This is a genomic window from Mesorhizobium sp. B2-4-15 (assembly GCF_006658505.1).
Classification (GTDB): Bacteria; Pseudomonadota; Alphaproteobacteria; order Rhizobiales; family Rhizobiaceae; genus Mesorhizobium.
The window spans coordinates 108,508-127,938 of sequence record NZ_VFUZ01000003.1; the positions used below are offsets into that span (position 1 = coordinate 108,508).

General features: G+C 64.1%; 21 protein-coding genes. 13 read left to right on the forward strand and 8 right to left on the reverse strand.

Features of this window, described 5'->3' with window-relative positions:
* Positions 1–79: 79 nt before the first annotated feature.
* Positions 80–1,861: a chloride channel protein gene (locus FJ930_RS04755; RefSeq protein ID WP_141835338.1), complete on the reverse strand. Its 1,782-nt coding sequence runs from the start codon at positions 1,859–1,861 to the stop codon at positions 80–82.
* Between the two features lie 193 nt (positions 1,862–2,054).
* Positions 2,055–2,354: a putative quinol monooxygenase gene (locus FJ930_RS04760; RefSeq protein ID WP_141835341.1), complete on the reverse strand. Its 300-nt coding sequence runs from the start codon at positions 2,352–2,354 to the stop codon at positions 2,055–2,057.
* A gap of 117 nt (positions 2,355–2,471) precedes the next feature.
* On the opposite strand from FJ930_RS04760, the gene flhA reads away from it, so the two are divergent.
* The 7 genes from flhA (at position 2,472) to FJ930_RS04795 (ending at position 7,865) form a co-directional block, all read left to right on the forward strand.
* Positions 2,472–4,559 (forward strand): flagellar biosynthesis protein FlhA, encoded by a 2,088-nt coding sequence (gene flhA, locus FJ930_RS04765; protein WP_141835344.1) that lies wholly within the window; start codon positions 2,472–2,474, stop codon positions 4,557–4,559.
* Positions 4,556–5,308: a flagellar biosynthetic protein FliR gene (gene fliR / locus FJ930_RS04770; protein WP_141835346.1), complete on the forward strand. Its 753-nt coding sequence runs from the start codon at positions 4,556–4,558 to the stop codon at positions 5,306–5,308. The genes flhA and fliR overlap by 4 nt, the downstream gene beginning before the upstream one ends.
* A 1-nt stretch (position 5,309) precedes the next feature.
* On the forward strand, positions 5,310–5,702 hold the full coding sequence (locus FJ930_RS04775) for a hypothetical protein (RefSeq protein ID WP_141835348.1): 393 nt from the start codon (positions 5,310–5,312) through the stop codon (positions 5,700–5,702).
* A 41-nt stretch (positions 5,703–5,743) separates the two neighbouring features.
* A complete protein-coding gene (locus FJ930_RS04780) occupies positions 5,744–6,352 on the forward strand; it encodes a rod-binding protein (protein ID WP_181763280.1) in 609 nt (202 codons plus the stop codon).
* Between the two features lie 13 nt (positions 6,353–6,365).
* Positions 6,366–6,791: a hypothetical protein gene (locus FJ930_RS04785; protein ID WP_141835350.1), complete on the forward strand. Its 426-nt coding sequence runs from the start codon at positions 6,366–6,368 to the stop codon at positions 6,789–6,791.
* Positions 6,792–6,820: 29 nt separating this feature from the next.
* Positions 6,821–7,342, forward strand: a complete 522-nt coding sequence (locus FJ930_RS04790; protein WP_141835353.1) for a hypothetical protein — start codon at positions 6,821–6,823, stop codon at positions 7,340–7,342.
* 238 nt (positions 7,343–7,580) lie between these two features.
* Positions 7,581–7,865, forward strand: a complete 285-nt coding sequence (locus tag FJ930_RS04795; RefSeq protein WP_140742035.1) for an SCP2 sterol-binding domain-containing protein — start codon at positions 7,581–7,583, stop codon at positions 7,863–7,865.
* 82 nt (positions 7,866–7,947) lie between these two features.
* Here the strand turns inward: FJ930_RS04795 and FJ930_RS04800 are convergent, their stop codons facing one another.
* On the reverse strand, positions 7,948–8,511 hold the full coding sequence (locus FJ930_RS04800) for an N-acetyltransferase (protein ID WP_141835936.1): 564 nt from the start codon (positions 8,509–8,511) through the stop codon (positions 7,948–7,950).
* 268 nt (positions 8,512–8,779) lie between these two features.
* Positions 8,780–9,913: an ornithine/lysine decarboxylase gene (gene odc2 / locus FJ930_RS04805; RefSeq protein ID WP_140742033.1), complete on the reverse strand. Its 1,134-nt coding sequence runs from the start codon at positions 9,911–9,913 to the stop codon at positions 8,780–8,782.
* Between the two features lie 541 nt (positions 9,914–10,454).
* Between odc2 and FJ930_RS04810 the strand changes: the two genes are divergently transcribed.
* The 4 genes from FJ930_RS04810 to FJ930_RS04825 all read left to right on the forward strand — a co-directional run bounded on the left by FJ930_RS04810 (position 10,455) and on the right by FJ930_RS04825 (position 14,581).
* Entirely contained in the window at positions 10,455–11,651 is a 1,197-nt protein-coding gene (locus FJ930_RS04810) for an amidase (protein ID WP_141835355.1), read from the forward strand.
* A gap of 104 nt (positions 11,652–11,755) precedes the next feature.
* Positions 11,756–12,655: a LysR family transcriptional regulator gene (locus FJ930_RS04815; RefSeq protein ID WP_140690414.1), complete on the forward strand. Its 900-nt coding sequence runs from the start codon at positions 11,756–11,758 to the stop codon at positions 12,653–12,655.
* 88 nt (positions 12,656–12,743) lie between these two features.
* Entirely contained in the window at positions 12,744–13,412 is a 669-nt protein-coding gene (locus FJ930_RS04820; protein ID WP_140742027.1) for a DUF1007 family protein, read from the forward strand.
* Entirely contained in the window at positions 13,409–14,581 is a 1,173-nt protein-coding gene (locus FJ930_RS04825; protein ID WP_141835358.1) for a nickel/cobalt transporter, read from the forward strand. The genes FJ930_RS04820 and FJ930_RS04825 overlap by 4 nt, the downstream gene beginning before the upstream one ends.
* Positions 14,582–14,624: 43 nt before the next feature.
* Here the strand turns inward: FJ930_RS04825 and denD are convergent, their stop codons facing one another.
* The 4 genes from denD to FJ930_RS04845 all read right to left on the reverse strand — a co-directional run bounded on the left by denD (position 14,625) and on the right by FJ930_RS04845 (position 17,634).
* Complete coding sequence (gene denD / locus FJ930_RS04830) at positions 14,625–15,602, reverse strand: D-erythronate dehydrogenase (protein ID WP_141835361.1); 978 nt, start codon at positions 15,600–15,602, stop codon at positions 14,625–14,627.
* Positions 15,603–15,613: 11 nt separating this feature from the next.
* Complete coding sequence (locus FJ930_RS04835; protein WP_140742021.1) at positions 15,614–15,823, reverse strand: hypothetical protein; 210 nt, start codon at positions 15,821–15,823, stop codon at positions 15,614–15,616.
* Positions 15,824–15,908: 85 nt separating this feature from the next.
* Positions 15,909–16,877: a cation diffusion facilitator family transporter gene (locus FJ930_RS04840; protein ID WP_140742019.1), complete on the reverse strand. Its 969-nt coding sequence runs from the start codon at positions 16,875–16,877 to the stop codon at positions 15,909–15,911.
* A gap of 70 nt (positions 16,878–16,947) precedes the next feature.
* Positions 16,948–17,634 carry a GNAT family protein gene (locus FJ930_RS04845; RefSeq protein WP_141835364.1) on the reverse strand — a complete coding sequence of 229 codons (687 nt, stop codon included), beginning with the start codon at positions 17,632–17,634 and terminating at the stop codon, positions 16,948–16,950.
* Between the two features lie 83 nt (positions 17,635–17,717).
* On the opposite strand from FJ930_RS04845, the gene FJ930_RS04850 reads away from it, so the two are divergent.
* Positions 17,718–18,902, forward strand: a complete 1,185-nt coding sequence (locus tag FJ930_RS04850) for a pyridoxal phosphate-dependent aminotransferase (protein WP_141835367.1) — start codon at positions 17,718–17,720, stop codon at positions 18,900–18,902.
* Between the two features lie 153 nt (positions 18,903–19,055).
* The gene (locus tag FJ930_RS04855) at positions 19,056–19,430 is read left to right on the forward strand and encodes a YciI family protein (RefSeq protein WP_141835370.1); all 375 of its coding nucleotides are present in this window, start codon (positions 19,056–19,058) and stop codon (positions 19,428–19,430) included.
* Position 19,431 lies beyond the last annotated feature (1 nt).

Sequence of the window (19,431 nt, forward strand, 5' to 3'; positions counted from 1 at the left end):
CCAGGCTGCAACCAGGAAGGATATTTTCGCCGGAGCAGGATGTGTCAGCCGGACGACAAGGGGACGAGCAGGAGAATCCCTAGCCTTCGCCGGAAAGGTCCCGGCGCGCCTTTTCGAGTTCCTCGGCATAGCGCCGCATCAAATGGCCCTCGGTCAGCAGGCCGAGCACGATGTGCTCGGTGAAGTCCTCGACCACGGCCAGTTCTTCGGCGCCGGCGCGCTGGAACGTCTCGGCGGCGGCCTGCACGTTCATGCTTGGCACCAGAACGGCATCCTTGTACTGGGCCAGATCGCGCACCGGCACCTCCCCGTCGGAGGGATCGCTGTGCAGTTCGGCCACGATCAGCACGCCGACATACTCATCACCCGGGTCGACGGCGATGACACGCTGGGCAGAGCCGAGCGGGATTTCCTTGCGGAAGGCGGCAAGCGTCGTCGAGGCATCGATGGTCTTGATATCTTTGCGCATCATCGAGCCGACGGTGAGGCTGCGCATCCAGCCGACGTCGTGGGCGCTGCGGATCGTCTCGCCGCGCAGATGGAAGCGCCATGTCGAGAACGAATAGCCGAAGGTTTCGCGCACCAGGATCGCCGCCATGATCGAGGCCGCCAGCACCACGCCGGTGAGCGTCAGGTCGCGGGTCGATTCCAGCGCCAGGAAGGTCATCGTCAGCGGGCCGCCGACAACACCGACGGCAAGCGACGTCATGCCGACGACGGCGGCGACGGCCGGGTCGATGCCGGTCGCCGGCGAGACGAGCGCCATCACGCCGGCGAACGCCTTGCCGAGCAGCGCGCCGAGGAACAGCGAAGCGAAGAACAAGCCGCCGCGAAAGCCGGAGCCCAGGGAAATGGCCGACGCGGCCAGCTTCAGCACGAAGACGCTGGCCACCACGGTCAGCCCGTAGTTCATGGCGAATTCGCGGTGCAGCGCGCCGTGGCCGCTGGACAGGACCTGTGGCGTAACCAGGCCCAGCAGGCCAACAATGACGCCGCCGATGGCCGGGCGCAGCGAGGCATCGATCGACAGTTTGGCAAAGCCGCGTTCGATCAGCGTTACCAGATGCATGATGGCGATCGAGGCAGCCCCCCCAAGCAGTCCAAGCAGCAGGAACGGCACATATTGGCTGGGCGTCAGTGCCGGCAGGCCGGCGAGCTCCAGCGGGAACGGCACGCCGCCGAACACTTCCGCTGTCAGCGAGGCCGAGATAGCGGCGGTCATGACAGGCGCGACATTGGCGACCGAATAGATGCCGATGACCAGTTCGAAGCCATAGAACGCGCCGGTCAGCGGCGCGTCGAAGGCGGCGGCGATGGCCCCGGCCGCGCCGCAGCCGACCAGGATGCGGACATCGTTGCGGCGCAGCCTGAAGATGCGCGCCAGCCGCGATGCCAGGCCGGAGCCGACCTGTGTATAGCCGGCTTCCAGCCCGACCGAGGCGCCGAAGCCGCTGGAGATCATCGTCTGGACGGCGATGATGAAGGTGTCGGTCAGCGACATGCGCCCGCCATAGAGCGCATTGGCCTCGATCGGATCGACGGGCGTGCGGAACCTGCGCTTTCTCAGCCAGAGCACGCTCAAGCCGAGCAGGATGCCGCCGATCGCCGGTATCAACGCCTGCATCGGATTGGCGAGCGAAAACATGCCGGAAAGCCGGCCGCCGGGCTGAACGCCGAACATGAGCCCGTGCAGATCCTGCACGATCTGGCTCATCGCGGTGACCAGTATGCCCGCCATGATGCCGACAACGCCCGCCAGGATGACCACGGCGATGCCGCGCGCCTCGAGCAGCGGTATTGACCTCAGAAGCACCGCGCGCATCCGGCGGGCGTAGACTTCGCTGTGGTTTCTGGAAAGCACCGGGGCGGCTCGCCGATATGAAAGGCAATGGAAGACCCGCCTGATACGCCGGGCGGCACGGCAAGACAACCACAATGCCGACATCAAAGGCGCCATTATGGCCGGGAGACCGGCTGATTTTGGTCTTTCCCGCCCCTTGAGCGTGAAGCAACCGGTTCCGCCGTCAGGTCCGGGTATCCTGATTGTTATTCGATCAGGTCGGCATAGGCTCGCTGGACTCATAGAGCACGAGGTTACGCTCACCAATGCCGAGTGCCGGCCAGCTTGAACGCCACTCGGCGATGTGCGGTGAGCGGAAATGCGCATCGAGTGCCGCCTTGTCGCGCCATACCTCGATGACCCGGATCAGCCCCGCGTCGAGAACATCCCGCGCATAGGAATATTCCAGGCAGCCGTCCTCGCCACGGCTGCCCGAGATCATGCTCTCCATCGCGGACCTTGCCTCCTCGAACCTGTTGGGCGGCATGCGGATCGTGCCGATGACCAGCAGCATGGGGTCTTCCTTCTTGCGTTGCATTCGGTTCGGCCACTCTCCCACCCTCGCGCAAGCTTGGCCAGCTACCCTCGCCGGGCTGTCGCATGCCTGGCAGCCCATGGTTCGAGGACGAGAATGGCGATCAGCGAAAGCATCCAGCCCGGCGCGGTGGCCAAGAACGGCCGCGACATCTTCTTCGCGCTCGGCATCGTCATCATCCTGGCCGTGCTGTTCCTGCCGATCCCCGCCTTCCTCATCGACATCGGCCTCGCCTTCTCGATCGCGCTTTCGGTGCTGATCCTGATGGTGGCGCTGTGGATCCAGCGGCCGCTGGATTTCTCTTCCTTTCCGACCGTGCTGCTCATCGCCACAATGCTGCGGCTATCGCTCAACATCGCCACCACACGCATGATCCTGTCGCACGGCAATGAGGGCACGCACGCCGCCGGCTATGTCATTGCCGGCTTCTCCAAGCTGGTGATGGCCAGCGACTTCGTCATCGGCCTGATCGTCTTCATGATCCTGATCGTGGTGAACTTCATCGTCATCACCAAGGGCGCCACCCGTATCGCCGAGGTCGGCGCCCGCTTCACCCTCGATGCCATCCCGGGCAAGCAGATGTCGATCGACGCGGATCTCTCCGCCGGCATGATCGACGACAAGACCGCGCAGCTGCGCCGCCGCGAGCTGGAGGAGGAATCGTCCTTTTTCGGCTCGATGGACGGCGCCTCGAAATTCGTCCGCGGCGACGCCATCGCCGGCCTCATCATCACCGCCATCAACATCGTCGGCGGCATCGCCATCGGCTATATCAGGCACGGCATGGGCATGGGCGAGGCCGCCGACGTGTTCATCAAGCTGTCCGTCGGCGACGGTCTGGTCACCCAGATCCCGGCGCTGATCGTGTCGCTCGCCGCCGGCCTGCTGGTCTCCAAGGGCGGCACCCGCGGCTCCACGAACCAGGCGGTGTTCGGCCAGCTCGGCGCCCATCCGCGCGCCCTCTATGTGGCGGCGGCGCTCCTGGTGCTGCTCGGACTGATGCCAGGCCTGCCCCTGTTTCCCTTCTTCGCGCTCGCCGCAGGCATGGCCGGTCTCGGCTATGTCATTCCGATGCGCCACAACCGCGCCGTCGCCGAAGCCGAGGCGCTGAAGAGCCAGGAGAAGGCGACCAAGGCCGAGGAAGAGAAGAACTCGGTCAAGGCCTCGCTCGCCACCGCCGAGATCGAGCTGTTGATCGGCAAGCAGCTTTCGACACGGCTGCTCGTCTCCCATCAGGAACTGGTCTTCCGCATGGCCAAGATGCGCAAGAAATTCGCCCAGCAATACGGTTTCGTCGTGCCGGAAGTGCGCGTTGCCGACGATTTCGCCATCCCGCCGAAGAGCTACCAGATCAAGGTGCACGGCACGGTGGTCGCCGAATATTCGATGCGCGTCGGTGAGATCATGGTGCTGCTCGGCAACCGCGACTTGCCCGAAATCCCGGGCGAAGAGATCCGCGAGCCCGCCTTCGGCATGCGCGCCTATTCGGTCATGGAAACCTTCGCCGAGGATTTGAAGCGCGAGAACTTCACCTTCGCCGACAACATGTCGGTGCTGCTCACCCATCTCTCGGAAGTCATCCGCAACAACCTGCCGCAGCTTCTCTCCTACAAGGACATGAAGGCGCTGCTCGAACGCCAGGACCAGGAATACCGCAAGCTCGCCGACGAGATCTGCACCACGCACATCTCCTACCCAGGGCTGCAGGCGGTGCTGAAGCTGCTTCTTGCCGAGCGTGTCTCGATCCGCAACCTGCACCTGATCATCGAGGCGATCGCCGAGATCGCGCCGCATGTGCGCCGCACCGAGCAGATCGTCGAGCATGTCCGCATCCGCATGGCCCAGCAGATCTGCGGCGACCTGTCCGAGGGCGGCGTGCTCAAGGTGCTGCGCCTCGGCAACCGCTGGGACCTTGCTTTCCACCAGAGCCTCAAGCGCGACGCCAAGGGCGAGGTGCGCGAATTCGACATCGATCCGCGCCAGCTGGAAGAATTCGGCCAGGACGCCACCAAGGCGATCAAGAAGCACCTGGAAGCCGGCGAACGTTTCGTCTTGGTCACCGCGCCGGACGCCCGCCCCTATGTACGCATGATCATCGAGCGCCTGTTCACCACGCTGCCGGTGCTTTCCCATGTCGAAATCGCCAAGGGCGTCGAGATCAGGGTGCTCGGAACCATATCGTGAGCGTTCTCTCGCAAGCGGTCGTCATCGCGGCATTCCTCGCCTTCTGCCGCATCGGCGCCTGCTTCATGCTGATGCCGGGCCTGTCCAGCGCGCGCGTCCCGATGCAGGTCAGGCTGTTCGTGGCGGTGGCCGCCACCGGTGGCCTGCTCGCCTTCCTGTGGGACCGCATCTTTCCCTTCGTCGATCCGCGCCCTCAGATCCTGGTGCCGATGATCATTTCGGAACTCCTGGTCGGCGGTCTGATCGGCGCCATGACCAGGCTCTACATGGAAGCGCTGCGCTTCATGGGTTCGGCCATCGCCATGCTGATCGGCTATGGCGGCTCGGGCGGACCGGCGATCGAGGAGCCGGAACCGCAGGCCGCCCTCGCCGCCATCATCTCGTTCTCGGCGCTCTTGATGCTGTTCGTCTTCGACTTCGACCATGAGATCGTGCGCGCCCTCGTGACCTCCTACACGGTCGCGCCGGTCAACGTTTTCTTCAACCCCCAGGCAGCCCTCGTCGACATCACCGACACGATGTCGGACACCTTCTTCCTGGTCATCCGCCTCGGCAGCCCGTTTGTCGCCTATGCCATTCTGGTCAATCTGACGATCGGCTTCGTCAACAAGCTGACCCCGCAGATCCCGATCTATTTCATCTCCCAGCCTTTCGTCATCGCCGGCGGCATGATCATCTTCTATTTCGCCGTCGGCACCATGCTGTCGCTGTTCGTCGACGGCTTCGTCGACCTGACGCTGGCGAGGTAACATGAGCACGCGCAAGGATCGCCTCAAGAAACTGGTCAAGGTGCAGGAGCAGCTGAAGGCGCTGCACGAAACCCGTCACGCCACCTTCCTGGCCGCCGCCAACGCCGCTGCGGCAGAAGCCAGCGAATTGATCGGACACTTCGACCAGGACAATTCGCTTTCCGGCCTGTTCCCCGATCTCTATCATCGCCGCATCGCCCAGGCGGTGGTGCGCCAGGAGAAGAGCCTGGAGGGCGCCAGGCGGGAAGCCGGCCTCATCGCCGCTGCAACCGCCCGCGCCAACATGGTCGAACGCGCCTACAAGGACGTGCGCAACCGCGACGAGCGCGAACGCTCCGACCGCGAACGCCTCGACCTGATCGCGCAGAAGCGGGGCCACGAAGCCGACGAATAGGCCGAGCATGGCCCGCAAGCCTGCCACAAGCTTGTTGAGGCATGGTCTGGCTAAGGAAACCCGGCAAAAGGCGGACTTTCTTGGCGATTTCTCCACCCAGCGACATCGTTATGGATGTCGCCCGCGCAGTTGATCCGACGGATATCGAGGCTGCCCGCGCTGCGCTGACCAAGCGTGCCGGCGGTGCCGCAGGCACGTTCTCGGTCGACACTGCCGCATCGGTCGACGCCGGCTCGATCCTGTCGCGCGCCTCCGCCGAACACGCCGCCGGGACCGATCCGGCCAAGAAGTTCAAGAAGTTCGAGGCCATGGTGCTGCAGACCTTCATCCAGAACATGCTGCCCAAGGACACCGAGGGCGTCTATGGCACGGGTCTCGCCGGAGACATGTGGAAATCGCAGCTCGCCGAGCGGGTCGCCGACGTCATGGCCGATCGCGGCGGTATCGGCATCGCCAAGTCGCTGCTCGCCGATCATTATCTCGACGGCAAGCGCAAGGTGCCGATCGGACCGGTTTCAAACGGACCGGAAAAGACCGAGATCGATCGGCAAACCCGTCTGTCCACCTCGCTCGTCCAGGAATTGCAGCGCAAGGCCGCCAGGTCGATGACCGGCGACGAGACAACCATAAAAACAGACATCAAGGTCTAGACTGGGAAACACCATGGCCGACTCATCCGAATTCACCGCCAACCTGCCAGCGCGCGCGACTGCGTCGGAAGCGCCGATCCCGTTCGCGCGGCCCGGAAACCTTGCCGCCATCATCGGCCGCATCGAGGAGGCGGTCGAGGAAGAAACCGCCGGCATCCGCAGCGACACCAGCTATGACCTCAAAGCCTCGAATGCCCGCAAGAGCCGCTATCTCTACGAATTGACGCGCGCCATGAAGGGCGGCAGCGAAGCCGAATTCCTCGAACAGCACCGCGAGGGTCTGACCCGGCTGCGGCAGAAGCTGGCCCGCAACGAGGCGGCGATCCTGGCGCATCTGAGCGCCGTCAACGAAGTCGCCAGCCTGCTGCGCAGCGCCATCCAGCGCGCCGAAACCGACGGCACCTATTCCGCCGGCGAGTTCGGCAGGCTGAAAGGTTAGAGCGCGACAATGTCGGGCCCGGTCTCCGAATGATCAAGGTCATCGCCATCGCGGTCTGGGTGTGCGTCGCCACGCTCGGCGCGGTATTTTATTCGTTCCAGGCCGCCGGCGAACGCGGCGTCGGCGAGAAACCCAAGCCGATGCTGGGCGGGCTGGATTACGTCAAGACCGACATCATTTCGGTGCCGCTGATCCACGATGCCAGGATCGACGGCTACTTCCTGGCCAAGCTCGTCTACACGGTCGAGCCCGAGCAGATAAAAAAGCTCTCCATCCCGGCCGAGGCCCTGATCACCGACCAGGTCTACACCTACCTCTACGCCAATCCCCAGATCGACTTCACCAAGAAGGCGACGATCGACCTCGATGCCTTTCGCGCCGCCATCCGCGACACCGTCAATACCCGTGTCGGCGCGAACCTGGTGCATGAGGTTCTGGTCGACCAGGTCAATTTCCTGAGCAAGGACGAGATCCGCGACAACTGGCTGCGCCGCCGGCAGGAATCCGGCACAGCCGCGCCCGAGACGGCCAAGCCGGTCAGCGCGCATTGACGCCATCCGGCACGCCACGCACCGAGGGTCCCGGCTATTCGCCCGGTGCGGCGATTGGAACCAGCCCCTGCAATTCGCGTTGACGTAAACGTCAATCCAAAGCTATATGCGGCAGCGATTGTGATCGCCACAGGTGCGGCATGGGCTTCGGCCGGACCGAAGCGCCGTTGCGCGACAGATGCAACCAGACAAGCAGATGCAACCAGACAGGCAGATGCAACCAGACAGGGAGAACAGCGTGAGCGTTCAGGAGATTGCCGAGAAGATCAAGTCGCGCGTGGCCAGCAGCGGGTTCGATCGTTCCGTGAAGTTCGACACCGGCAGCGACGGCGTCATCGTCATCGACGGCGCGACTGTTTCGACCACCGACGCCCCCACCGACTGCACCATCAAGCTCTCACTCGACGATCTCGATTCGCTGATATCAGGCGACCTGAACCCGACCATGGCGTTCATGACCGGAAAGATAAAAGTCGAGGGCGACATGACGGTCGCCATGGCGCTCAGCCAGTTGATCGGCTGAGCACACAGCCGCCGATCGCTTCACCGATCACGAAAAAACGTCGCCTCTTCAGGCGGCGTTTTTGTTCGGGTTGGTGGATGTTTCAGGCCGCCAGCGTCGGCGCCTGGGTTTTCGGCTTGCGGCCGGAGGCCTTCAGCGTGCCCCGCGCGCCGTCAAGCGCGCCCTCCACCAGCTCAAGCGCCAACAAGCGGTGCCGCTCGTAGGGCCCCGGCATGGCAAGCGAGCCGGTCTTGGCAGCCGAAAAGCCGAAGCGTCCATAGTAAGGCGCATCGCCGACCAGCAGGATCGCCGCATGGCCAAGCCGCGCCGCCTCGGCGATGGCATGGCGCATCAGCACCGAGCCGATGCCGGCATTCTTGAGCGACGGATCGACGGCAAGCGGGCCAAGCAGCAGCGCTGCCGGGCCGGCCTCGCCCAGCGTCACATCCCACAGCCGCACCGTGCCCATGACAGAGCCGGATGCATCGCGCGCAACGAAAGCCAGGCCTTCGGAAGGCCGGCGGCCGCGCCGCAGTTTTTCGGATGACTTTGTCTTGCGCTTCGGCCCCATGGCGTCGTCGAGCAGCGCCTCGCGGGCCGCGACGTCATCAGCGGTTTCGGAAACGACGACAATGGCGCGGGCACTCTCCCCCCTCGAGGGGGAGATGTCGCCAAAGGCGACAGAGGGGGTCGCCGCGCGTGAAGCGCTGGCCCCATACGGTCCAAGAGAGGTCGAGGCAGCTGAGACGACCCCCTCTGGCCACTGCGTGGCCATCTCCCCCTCAAGGGGGGAGATTCCGCGGGCGGCGTCCTCAACGATGAAATTTGCAATGTCCATTTCCGCAATCCTTCACGAGCGGAGATCTGTTCCACAAGCGAACCCGGGCGGGCGACAGGCGCCCACCTGGGATGATCTGACCGGCTCTTTCGAACCGTCAGATCACGTACGATCGGAGAGGCTCGAAGCCGTTGAACGCGACCGCCGAATAGGTGGTCGTGTAGGCGCCGGTGCCTTCGATCAGCACCTCGTCGCCGATGGTCAGCGACAAAGGCAGCGGGTACGGCGTCTTCTCGTACATCACGTCGGCCGAATCGCAGGTCGGGCCGGCGAGCACGCAAGGCGCGGTCTCGCCGCCGTCATGCGCGGTGACGATCGGGTAGCGGATCGCCTCGTCCATCGTCTCGGCCAGACCGCCGAACTTGCCGATGTCGAGGAACACCCAGCGCACATTGTCGTTGTCGGCCTTCTTCGAGATCAGCACGACTTCCGACTTGATGACGCCGGCATTGCCGACCATGCCGCGGCCCGGCTCGATGATGGTCTCGGGAAGCGCATTGCCGAAATGCTTGCGCAGCGCCGAGAAGATCGCCTGGCCATAGGCTTGCGCCACGGGCACGTCCTTCAGATAACGGGTCGGGAAACCCCCGCCCATATTGACCATCTTGAGTACGATGCCTTCGTCGGCCAACGTCGAAAACACCGTCTTGGCGTCGGCGAGCGCACGGTCCCATGCGGTCAGGTCGGTTTGCTGCGAGCCGACATGGAACGACACGCCATAGGCGTCGAGGCCGAGGCCCTTGGCATGGCGCAGCACGTCGACGGCCATGGCCGGCACGCAGCCGAACTTGCGCGACAGCGGCCATTCGGCACCCTCGCCGTCGGTCAGCACGCGGCAGAACACACGCGCGCCGGGAGCGGCGCGGGCGATCTTCTCGACTTCCTCAACGCAGTCGACCGCGAACAGGCGGATGCCGAGCTGATAGGCGCGGGCGATGTCACGCTCCTTCTTGATGGTGTTGCCGAAGGAGATGCGGTCCGCCGGCGCACCGGCGTCCATCGCCATCTCGACTTCGGCAACGGATGCGGTGTCGAAGGACGAGCCCATCGCAGCAAGCAGGCGCAGGATCTCCGGCGCCGGGTTTGCTTTCACCGCATAGTAGATCTTGGAATCGGGCAGCGCCTTCTCGAAGGCGCGGAAATTGTCACGCACGACATCGAGGTCGACGACGAGGCAGGGGCCAGTCGGACGTCGGGTGGCGAGGAAGTCGAGGATGCGCTGGGTAGCCATCGGGGTTTCTCCATCACGCCTTTCGGCGCGCACAAGGGTGCGGACGCGGGCTGTCGGCCTCGCGAACACGCGGTCAAACAAAGGCGGGACGGAAAATCCATGGAACCAGCCGGTGGAGACCCCGGAACCATGAAACGCCGTCTCGCGGCGATGAACCTAGCCTTGCCCGGCTTCGGTTCGCTTTGTCTGCCTTGGCTTGGATTGGGAGAACCCCGTTCCGCACTGCCGGCAATGAAGGTGTGCCTCTTCAGTAACCCCGGTCTTTGGACAACCGGCAGAGAACCAGAAAGGCCCGCACCGTCGTTGCTTCAAGGTGTCCTCGGTCTGGCGGTTGGCCGCTAAACCGACTGGAGGGGTTAGCTCCAGTTACCTTACCGATTGCCCTCACCATTCGAGGATCGGCGGACACCCACAGGCACGTGCGACTTTGGGCAAGCGCGATATATGGCCGGTGGCCGTCACAATCAATAAAAATCTTATCGCAGGTTGTAAAATTTCCGGCATCGAACAATGTTGGCGCAAACGCATCCGGATATCGAAGATGATAGGCACGCATGGCCCTCTGAATGCCTTTCTCGATCTTCGCCAGATGCCGGTCGCGCATGCCGAGCTCGGCCCGCTCGCCGGACTGCGGCTGGCCGTCAAGGACATCTACGACGTTGCCGGCTACCGCACCGGCTGCGGCAATTTGCGGAAATTCGCCGAAAGCCCTGCCGCCTCGCGCACCGCCCCCGCCATCCAGATGATTCTCGACGCCGGTGCACGCTTCGTCGGCAAGACCCAGACCGACGAGCTTGCCTTCGCGCTATTCGGCCAGAACGCGCATTTTCCCTTTCCGGTGAACCCTGCCGCGCCCGACCGCGTCACCGGCGGTTCGTCATCGGGGTCGGCATCGGCGGTGGCGGGCAGGCTGGCCGACATCGCCACGGGCTCCGACACCGGCGGCTCGATCCGCGCGCCGGCGAGTTTTTGCGGGCTGATCGGGCTGCGCACCACGCATGGCTCCATCTCTCTCGATGGCACGATGAAGCTGGCGCCGAGCTTCGACACATTCGGCTGGTTCGCGGATGACATCGAGACCTACGAAACCGTCGGCAAGCTTCTGCTCGGCCGCGACCCGCACCAGCACACGCTGGACCGCCCGCTGACGCTCGCCTGGCTGGACGAGATGGTCGCCCGGCCGGCGCTCGAAGAATATGCCGGGATGACGGCGCTGGCGAGCGCGGTCTTCGGCGCGCCGGCGACGCCGACGACGCGCTTCAGTTCTTCCCCGGATGAACTCTACTGGTGCTTTCGCCGGCTGCAGGCCAAGGAAGCCTGGGCGGTGCATGGCGAATGGATCACCAGCGGCGAGCGGGACCTCGGCCCCGGCGTCGAGGAGCGATTCGGCTTTGGCCGTGCCGTCGATGACCGCACGGCGCAGGCCGAGAGGGTGCGCCGGCTGACCTTCCGCGACGAACTCAGCGCCCTGCTCGGCGAGGATGGGTTCCTCATCCTGCCGACGGTGCCGGGGCCGGCGCCCTACGTGGACAGCACACCCGAGCAGTTCCAGGCCTATCGCGAGCGGGCGCTGCATCTTCTGTGCCTCGCCGGCCTGTCGGGCTTTCCACAGATCACCTTGCCTATCGGTTCGGTCGCCGGCGCTCCGTTCGGCCTGTCGCTGCTGGGCCCTTCCGGCAGCGACATTGCCCTGATACGGCTCGGCCGAAAACTTCTAATGCATGTCGCGCAAAAGTGACCTCGGTTTTGCGATGACGACATGCATCAAACAAAAACTCAAAGCGCGTCGCATGAATCCGCTTCGACGCGACGCGCTTTGGACCCGCACGAAAGGCCTGATCCATGGACACACTGACCCGCATGCGCGCCTTCATCGATGTGGTCGAGGCCGAGGGCTTTTCGGCGGCGGCGCGCAAGATCGGCCGCTCCAAGGCGCTGTTGTCGAAATATGTGCGCGAGCTGGAGGACGAGCTCGGCGCGCTGCTCTTGAACCGCACCACGCGTCAGTTCTCGATGACCGAGGCCGGCCATACCTATTACCGGCGCGCCTCGGAGATCGTGCGCGAAGTCGATAGCCTGGCCGATGCGGTGCGCGAATCCTCCGGCGATGTGCGCGGCCGAATCAAGCTGTCGGCGCCACGCACCTTCGCCGACGCGCCGGTCGGCCAGTCGCTGATCGATTTCGCCAAGCAGCACCCCGACATCGTGCTCGACATCCAGCTCGACGACCGCTTCGTCGACCTGGTCGAGGAAGGCTTCGATCTCGCGGTGCGCATATCGCGTCTGGAGAACTCGTCGCTGATCGCCAGACGGCTGGCGCCATTCTCCGTAAAGCTCTGCGCGTCGCCGGAGCTGATCGCCAAGCATGGCATGCCGACACGGCCGCAGGATCTCGGCCACATGCCTTGCATCGTCGACACCAATGGCCGCGGATTGAACAACTGGGCGTTCAAGGGCGACAACAACGACCAGTTGAGCGTCGCCGTGTCCGGCCCTATCGAGGTCAACAGCCCGATGGCGGCGCGCGCCGCCGCCATGTCGGGGCTCGGATTTTGCATCCTGCCGGATTTCATCGCCGCGCCCGATCTCAAGAGCGGCCAGTTGGTGACGGTGCTTGACGACCGCATCCTGTCCGGCGGCGGCATCTTCGCCGTCTACCCGCACCGCCGTTATTTGCCGGCCAAGGTCCGCGTTTTCGTCGACTTCCTGGTGCAATGGTTCAGGACGCGTGAGATTGCTTGACCCGTTTCAATCGTCTCGCGGTCCCAATTTCGCCCCCTTTGTGGTAACTGTCGGCATCTCTCCGAAGCCAAGGGAATCGCGACCGGGAATGCACCTGAAACGGCACGCAATCATGCTGGCTTCGGCCTTGGCGGCGACCCTTGCCGCCACGGGGCCGGCTTATGTGCATCCGCACGTCTTCGCCGAGGCGCGGCTCGACGTGATCCTGTCTCCGGATCACCAAAGCGTGAAAGCGCTGCGCCATCTCTGGCGCTTCGACGACCTGTTTTCGAGTACGGTGATGATGGAGTTCGACAAGAACTCCGACCTGAAGCTTGACGACAAGGAGCTGAAGGAGGTCGCCGACACAGTTCATGCCTCTCTGGCCGAATTCAATTATTTCCAGCTCGTCACGCAGAACGGCAAGGACGTGACGATGGTGCCGCCTCCACATCTGATGGCCAATTTCGACAATGACCAATTGATCATCCTGTTCGAGTCCGAACCCAAGGCGCCGATCAAGCTGACCGGCAAGATCGACATCGGCGTCTACGACCCGACCTTCTATACGGCGATCGACTTTACCGAGGATTCCAACATCACGGTCGAAGGCCTGCCGTCGAACTGTGCCAGCAAGGTCATTCGGCCGGATCCGGACGAAGCCATCAAGGAAAACCAGAAGACCCTGACGGATGCCTTCTTCAACGACCCGACAGGCACCAACATGAGCAAGATCTTTGCCACAAAGCTCGAACTGAACTGTCAGCCAGAAGGATGAACCCGGTGACGAAACCGTCCCTGCGTTTGGCATTCGGCCTGTTTGCCGTCACCTTTGTCGCGATTGCATTCGCCAATGCCGCGCATGCCCAGAGTTCGCTCGGCATCGGCGTCAATGACGGCATGGCGCCCAGCACCGGTCCATTCGCCCATATCCTGATGTGGATCAATCTGAGGCAACAGGAATTCTATCGTGCGCTGGCAACGGCCATGAAGGCGATGCGCCAGGACGGCAGCAAGATCTGGATACTCGTCGGCCTGTCCTTCGCCTACGGCATCTTTCACGCCGCCGGCCCCGGCCACGGCAAGGCGGTGATCTCGTCCTACATGGTGGCCAATGAAGTGGCGCTGCGGCGCGGCATCCTGTTGTCCTTCGTCTCGGCCCTGCTGCAGGGCCTGACCGCGGTTGCGGTGATGGCGGTCGCCTATTTCGTCCTGCGCGGCACGGCCGTCTCGATGACCGACGCGGCATGGTTCATGGAGATCATGAGCTTTGTCTTCGTCACCCTGTTCGGCGCCTGGCTGCTGTGGCGCAAGCTCGGTCCTTCCATCACGCGCCTGTTCGGCGGGGCACCCGCCTACAGCCTGTCGGCGGCCCATGCCGGCCATTCCCATGCGAACCATTCCCATGCTGCTCATTCGGCACATGCTCATTCGCATGCGCTGCACGTGCATGAAGACCACGACCATGCACATGGCCATTCGCACGACCATCACCACCATGGCGCGCATGACCATGACCACGGTGCGCACGATCATGCGCATCATGGCCACGCGGCCGGCGAAGTCTGCGAAACCTGCGGCCACTCGCATGCGCCCGATCCGGCGCTGCTGTCGGGCGACCGTTTCGACTGGCGCACGGCCTGGACGGCGGTGGCGGCGGTCGGCATCCGCCCCTGCTCCGGCGCGCTGATCGTGCTGAGCTTCGCGCTGCTCAACGGGCTCTGGCTCGGTGGCCTGCTGTCGGTGCTGGCGATGTCGATTGGAACCGCAATCACAGTGTCCGCGCTGGCGACGGTCGCGGTGACCGCCAAGAACTGGGCGGTCTATTTCGCCGGCGACGGCCGCATGGGCAACCGCATCCATTCGGTCGTCGAGATCGGCGGCGCCGCCTTCGTCTTCCTGTTCGGGCTGTTATTGCTTTCAGCGAGCCTGACGGGCAGCGTCTAGGCCTATCCGATCCCGATCGAACGTGATGGGCGCCCGCAGACCGTTAACCGGGAATCTTGCCGCCGAGTTCATCCTCGATATGGGCGCGGATGATCTCGTCGAAACTTTTCTCAGCGACGAAGCCGAGTTCCCGTGACCGCCGCGCCTCGAACCGGGTCGGCCAGCCCTTGACGATCGCCCAGATCGTCTCGTCCGGCTCCTCGCGGATCAGCTTCACCGCCTTGGCGCCGGCAATGCGCTCCAGCGCCTCGATCTGCTCGCCGACGGTGACGGCCACGCCTGGCATCGTCAGGTTGCGGCGCGGCCCGACGGCCGCACCATCGATCTGCGCCGCATGGATCAGGAAGTTTACGGCCGAGCGCGGGCTGGCATGGGTGTGCACGACCGAGCGCGGCACCGGCAGGATCGCCTCCTGGCCGCTTAGCGGCTCGCGGATGATGCCCGAGAAGAAGCTGGAGGCCGCCTTGTTGGGCTTGCCTGGCCGCACACAGATCGTCGGCAGCCGGATGCCGATGCCGTCGAAGAAACCGCGCCTGGTATAGTCGGCCAGCAGCGCCTCGCTCATCTGCTTCTGCGTGCCGTAGGAGGTCAGCGGCGTCGGATGGAAGTCATCGGGGATGACATCCGGGAACGGCGCGCCGAACACGGCGATCGACGAGGTGAAGACGATGCGCGGCGCAAAGCCCGCCAGCCGGATGGCATCGAACAGTGCCCGCGTCCCGTCGAGATTGACGCGGTAGCCGAGATCGAAATTGGCTTCCGCCTCGCCGGACACGATGCCGGCGAGGTGGAAAACGACGTCGGGGCGCGACGCGACCAGGCCTTCGGCGGCGCCCGCCTCGGCGAGATCGCCGGTATGGATATGGATGCTGACACCGTCGATGGCCGGCGCCTGCGGCGGCACGATGTCGTGCAATTCGAGCGCGGTGACCTTCTTGCCGCGCAGCGTGCCGTCCTTGGCCAGCCGGGCGATGAGCTTGCGGCCGACCATGCCTGCGGCGCCGGTGATCAGAATGCGCATGTCAAACTCCCCTATTTGCCCTTGTTCTTGCGCTGGCTGCGGGCCCGCAGCCAGAAAACCGTAAAAAACGCCAGCACGAAGACGACGCCGAAAATGCCCGCGAGCACTGTCGAAAGCTTGCCGAGTGCCAGCATCACGGCCGGCAGATAAAAGGCCGCCGTGCCGAACAGAAGTATGATCAACAGCGCAGCGATGGCCGAATTCCTGGTGTCTCGGTCCATTAGGCTGCACCAGGGCGGCGGGCGTTCGTCAAGCTGGCTTCCAAGGCAGTGGAACTCCTGAGACAGGACCGGTCATTGACCGGGCCTAGTGGTGGTGGCCTTGATGCGGGGCGGCATCGTGCTCATACTCATGATCGTCGCCGTCATCGGCGCATTGGCCGAACTCCGGTTCCACGGTGGCATGGCTGATGGCGTGCTCGCTGGCAAGCCGCTTCTTGATGGCGCTGACCGCCTGATGCGCGTCGACGCCCTCGTCGAGGCAGGCATGCAGCGTCGCCATGTTGCTGGCGCCATCGAGCGACCAGATGTGCATATGGTGCACTTCCCGCACGCCCTGGATGGTCTTTTCAAGGTCCCTGGCGATGAGATCCCGGTCGAGGCTCGGCGGCACGCCTTCGATCAGCACGTGGGCCGCGGCACGCATCAGCGACCATGCCGTCGACAGGATCAGCAGCGAGACGAGCACCGACAGGATCGGGTCGATCGGCGTCCAGCCGGTCGCAAGGATGACCACCGCCGCCACGATCGCCGCGGCCGAGCCGAGCAGGTCGCCAAGCACATGCAATATGGCGCCGCGCATGTTGAGGCTCTCGCGGTCGCCGCCATGCAGCACCAGGAAGGAGCCGATATTGACCAGCAGGCCGAGCACCGCCACGACCAGCATCGGTCCGCCCAGCACCGGCGACGGCCTCTGCAGGCGCTCCCACGCCTCATAGACGATCCAGAGCGCGATAACGAAGATGGCGATGCCGTTGGTATAGGCGACCAGCGTCTTCACCCGGCCGAAGCCGTAGGTGAGCTGGCGGGTCGCTGGCCGGTCCGCGAGATGAAACGCGTACCAGGCAAGACCGAGCGCGATCGCATCGGCAAGCATGTGGCCTGCATCGGCCAGCAGCGCCAGCGACCCGGTGAAGAGACCGCCAAGCGCTTCCGCCACCATGAAGCCCGCCGTCAGGCAGGCCGCGATCAGAACGCGCTTCTTGTCGGTCGAGCCATGCACATGACCGGCCCCGTGATCATGCCCGCTATGGCCGTGGGAATGGGCATGCGCCAATGGCAGACTCCTGAGCGGTTGTTATTACGCAGTCCAGGACTGAAAACCGCTGCTCGCTTTCTGAATTGCGTCAGGCGCCGAACTGCGCGCGAAAATCCTCGAGCCGTCGCTTCTGCTGGCCGGCGCCGTCGAAATTGGCCGGATCGAGCCACGCCTCATAGGCTTTGCGAAGAGCCGGCCACTCCTTGTCGATGATCGAATACCACGCGGTATCGCGGTTTTCACCCTTGACGATGAGATGCTGCCGGAAAATGCCCTCGAACTTGAAGCCGAAGCGTTCGGCGGCCCGCTTCGACGGCTCGTTGCGATTGTTGCATTTCCATTCGTAGCGCCGATAGCCGAGCTCGTCGAAGATGTATTTCATGAACAGGAACTGCGCTTCCGTCGCCGCCGGCTTTCGTGAAATCAGTGGGCCCCAATAGATATTGCCGATCTCGATAACGCCGTAGGCGGGATCGATGCGCATCAGCGTCTGGCGGCCTGCGACCTTGCCGCTGGCCTTGTCGATGACGGTGAAGAACAGCGGATCCTCACTGGCTTCGACCTTGTCCAGCCAAGGCTGGAAGGCGGCGCGGGTTTCCGGCGGATAGTCCGGCAGCCAGGCGAAGCGGCCGTCGACGTCCGAAACCGAGGACGCCTCATAGAGGCCATCGCCGTGCTTTGCGGCACTCAGCGGTTCGAGCCTGACGGTGCGGCCGTCCAGCACCTTGCGCTCCGGGCGCGGACGCGGTTGCCAATCCTTGAGATTTTCCGACACCGAAAGCTCCAATCCGTTTGACTTTTGCCCGATGAGGCTCACAAAAACGCAGCCTCATGGTAAGAACCACACGGACGGGAAAAATGCTCCACACGATTTCGGCCTTCGATCGTCTCGGCGAGGAAAACGCCTTTGCCGTGCTGGCGCGCGCGACGGCGCTGGCGAGCCAGGGCCGCGACATCGTCAACCTCGGTATCGGCCAGCCCGACTTCAAGACGCCGCAGCACATCGTCGAGGCCGCGATCAAGGCGCTGCGTGACGGCCACCATGGCTACACGCCAGCCAATGGGCTTCTGGCGACCCGCGAGGCGGTGGTGCGGCGCACGCTGACCACCACCGGCGTCGAGGTCTCGCCCGAAGCGGTGATGATCCTGCCCGGCGGCAAGCCGACCATGTTCGCCGCCATCCTGATGTTCGGCGAACCTGGCGCCGAGATCCTCTATCCCGACCCTGGCTTTCCCATCTACCGTTCCATGATCGAGTTTACCGGTGCGGCTCCCATTCCGGTGCCGATGCGCGAGGAGAACGGCTTTGCCTTCTCCGCCGAGGAGACGCTGGCGCTCATCACCCCCAGGACGAGGCTGCTGATCCTCAACTCACCGGCCAACCCGACTGGTGGCGTCACCCCGCGCGCCGAGATCGAAAAGCTGGTCAAGGGGCTGGAAAAGCACCCCGACGTCGCCGTCCTCTCCGACGAGATCTACGACGTGATGACCTATGACGGCGAGACGCATTGCTCGCTGCTCGGCTACCCCGAGATCCGCGACCGCCTGATCGTGCTGAACGGTTGGTCCAAGACCTGGGCGATGACCGGCTGGCGCATGGGCTGGTCGATCTGGCCGAACGGCGACAAGGGTGCCCACCTCTACGATAAGGTGCGCAAGCTGGCGGTCAACTGCTGGTCCTGCGTCAACGCGCCAAGCCAGTTCGCCGGCATCGCGGCCATCGACGGCCCGCAGGACGACGTCGACAAGATGATGCGTGCTTTCGACCGGCGCCGAAAGGTCGTCGTCGAAGGGTTGAACGCCTTGCCCAATGTTTCCTGCATCACGCCGAAGGGCGCGTTCTATGCCTTCCCCAACGTGTCGAAGACCGGCTGGAAGGCAAAGAAGCTCGCCTCCGCTTTGCTCGACGACGCCGGCGTGGCGCTGATCGGCGGTCCCGATTTCGGCATTCTCGGCGAAGGCTATGTCAGGCTCTCCTACGCCAACTCCGAGGAGAACATTTTGCGCGCGCTGGACAGGATCGGAGCGTTCCTGGCCAAGTGAGACAGAAGGCTGGCCGGTCTCCTCGTCGAGACAGGTTACGGCCGGCCGCCACGGCGGTGTCATGAGCCGTCCGGAGGCGCTTGGCCAAGGCTGTGCGGGCATGCCGAAAACGGCTACGACTTTCCCGGATCAGGACAAGATGAGGAAACCCGGATGTTCTATGCAATCCTCGCCTATCACGTGGAAGACGCGATCAAGGCGATGACGCCGCAGGAAGATGCGGCGCTGATGGCCGAGTTGCTGAAGATAAACACCCGGCTTCACGAGGAAGGCACGCTTGGACCCTCCGCGCGTCTGGGGGCAACACAGGATGCCTGCACCCTGCGCGGCCCGGGCGACGGCGTGATCCTCGACGGCCCTTTCGCCGAGACCAAGGAACAGTTGCTTGGCCTCTATGTCGTCGACTGCACCACGAGAGACGACGCCATCGCGATCGCCCGCGACCTTCGCCGCGTCAATCCTACAGCCGTTTACGAGATCAGGCCCATTTTGCTCTTCAAGCCCGGCGTGCCGCTGGCGGGCAAATGAG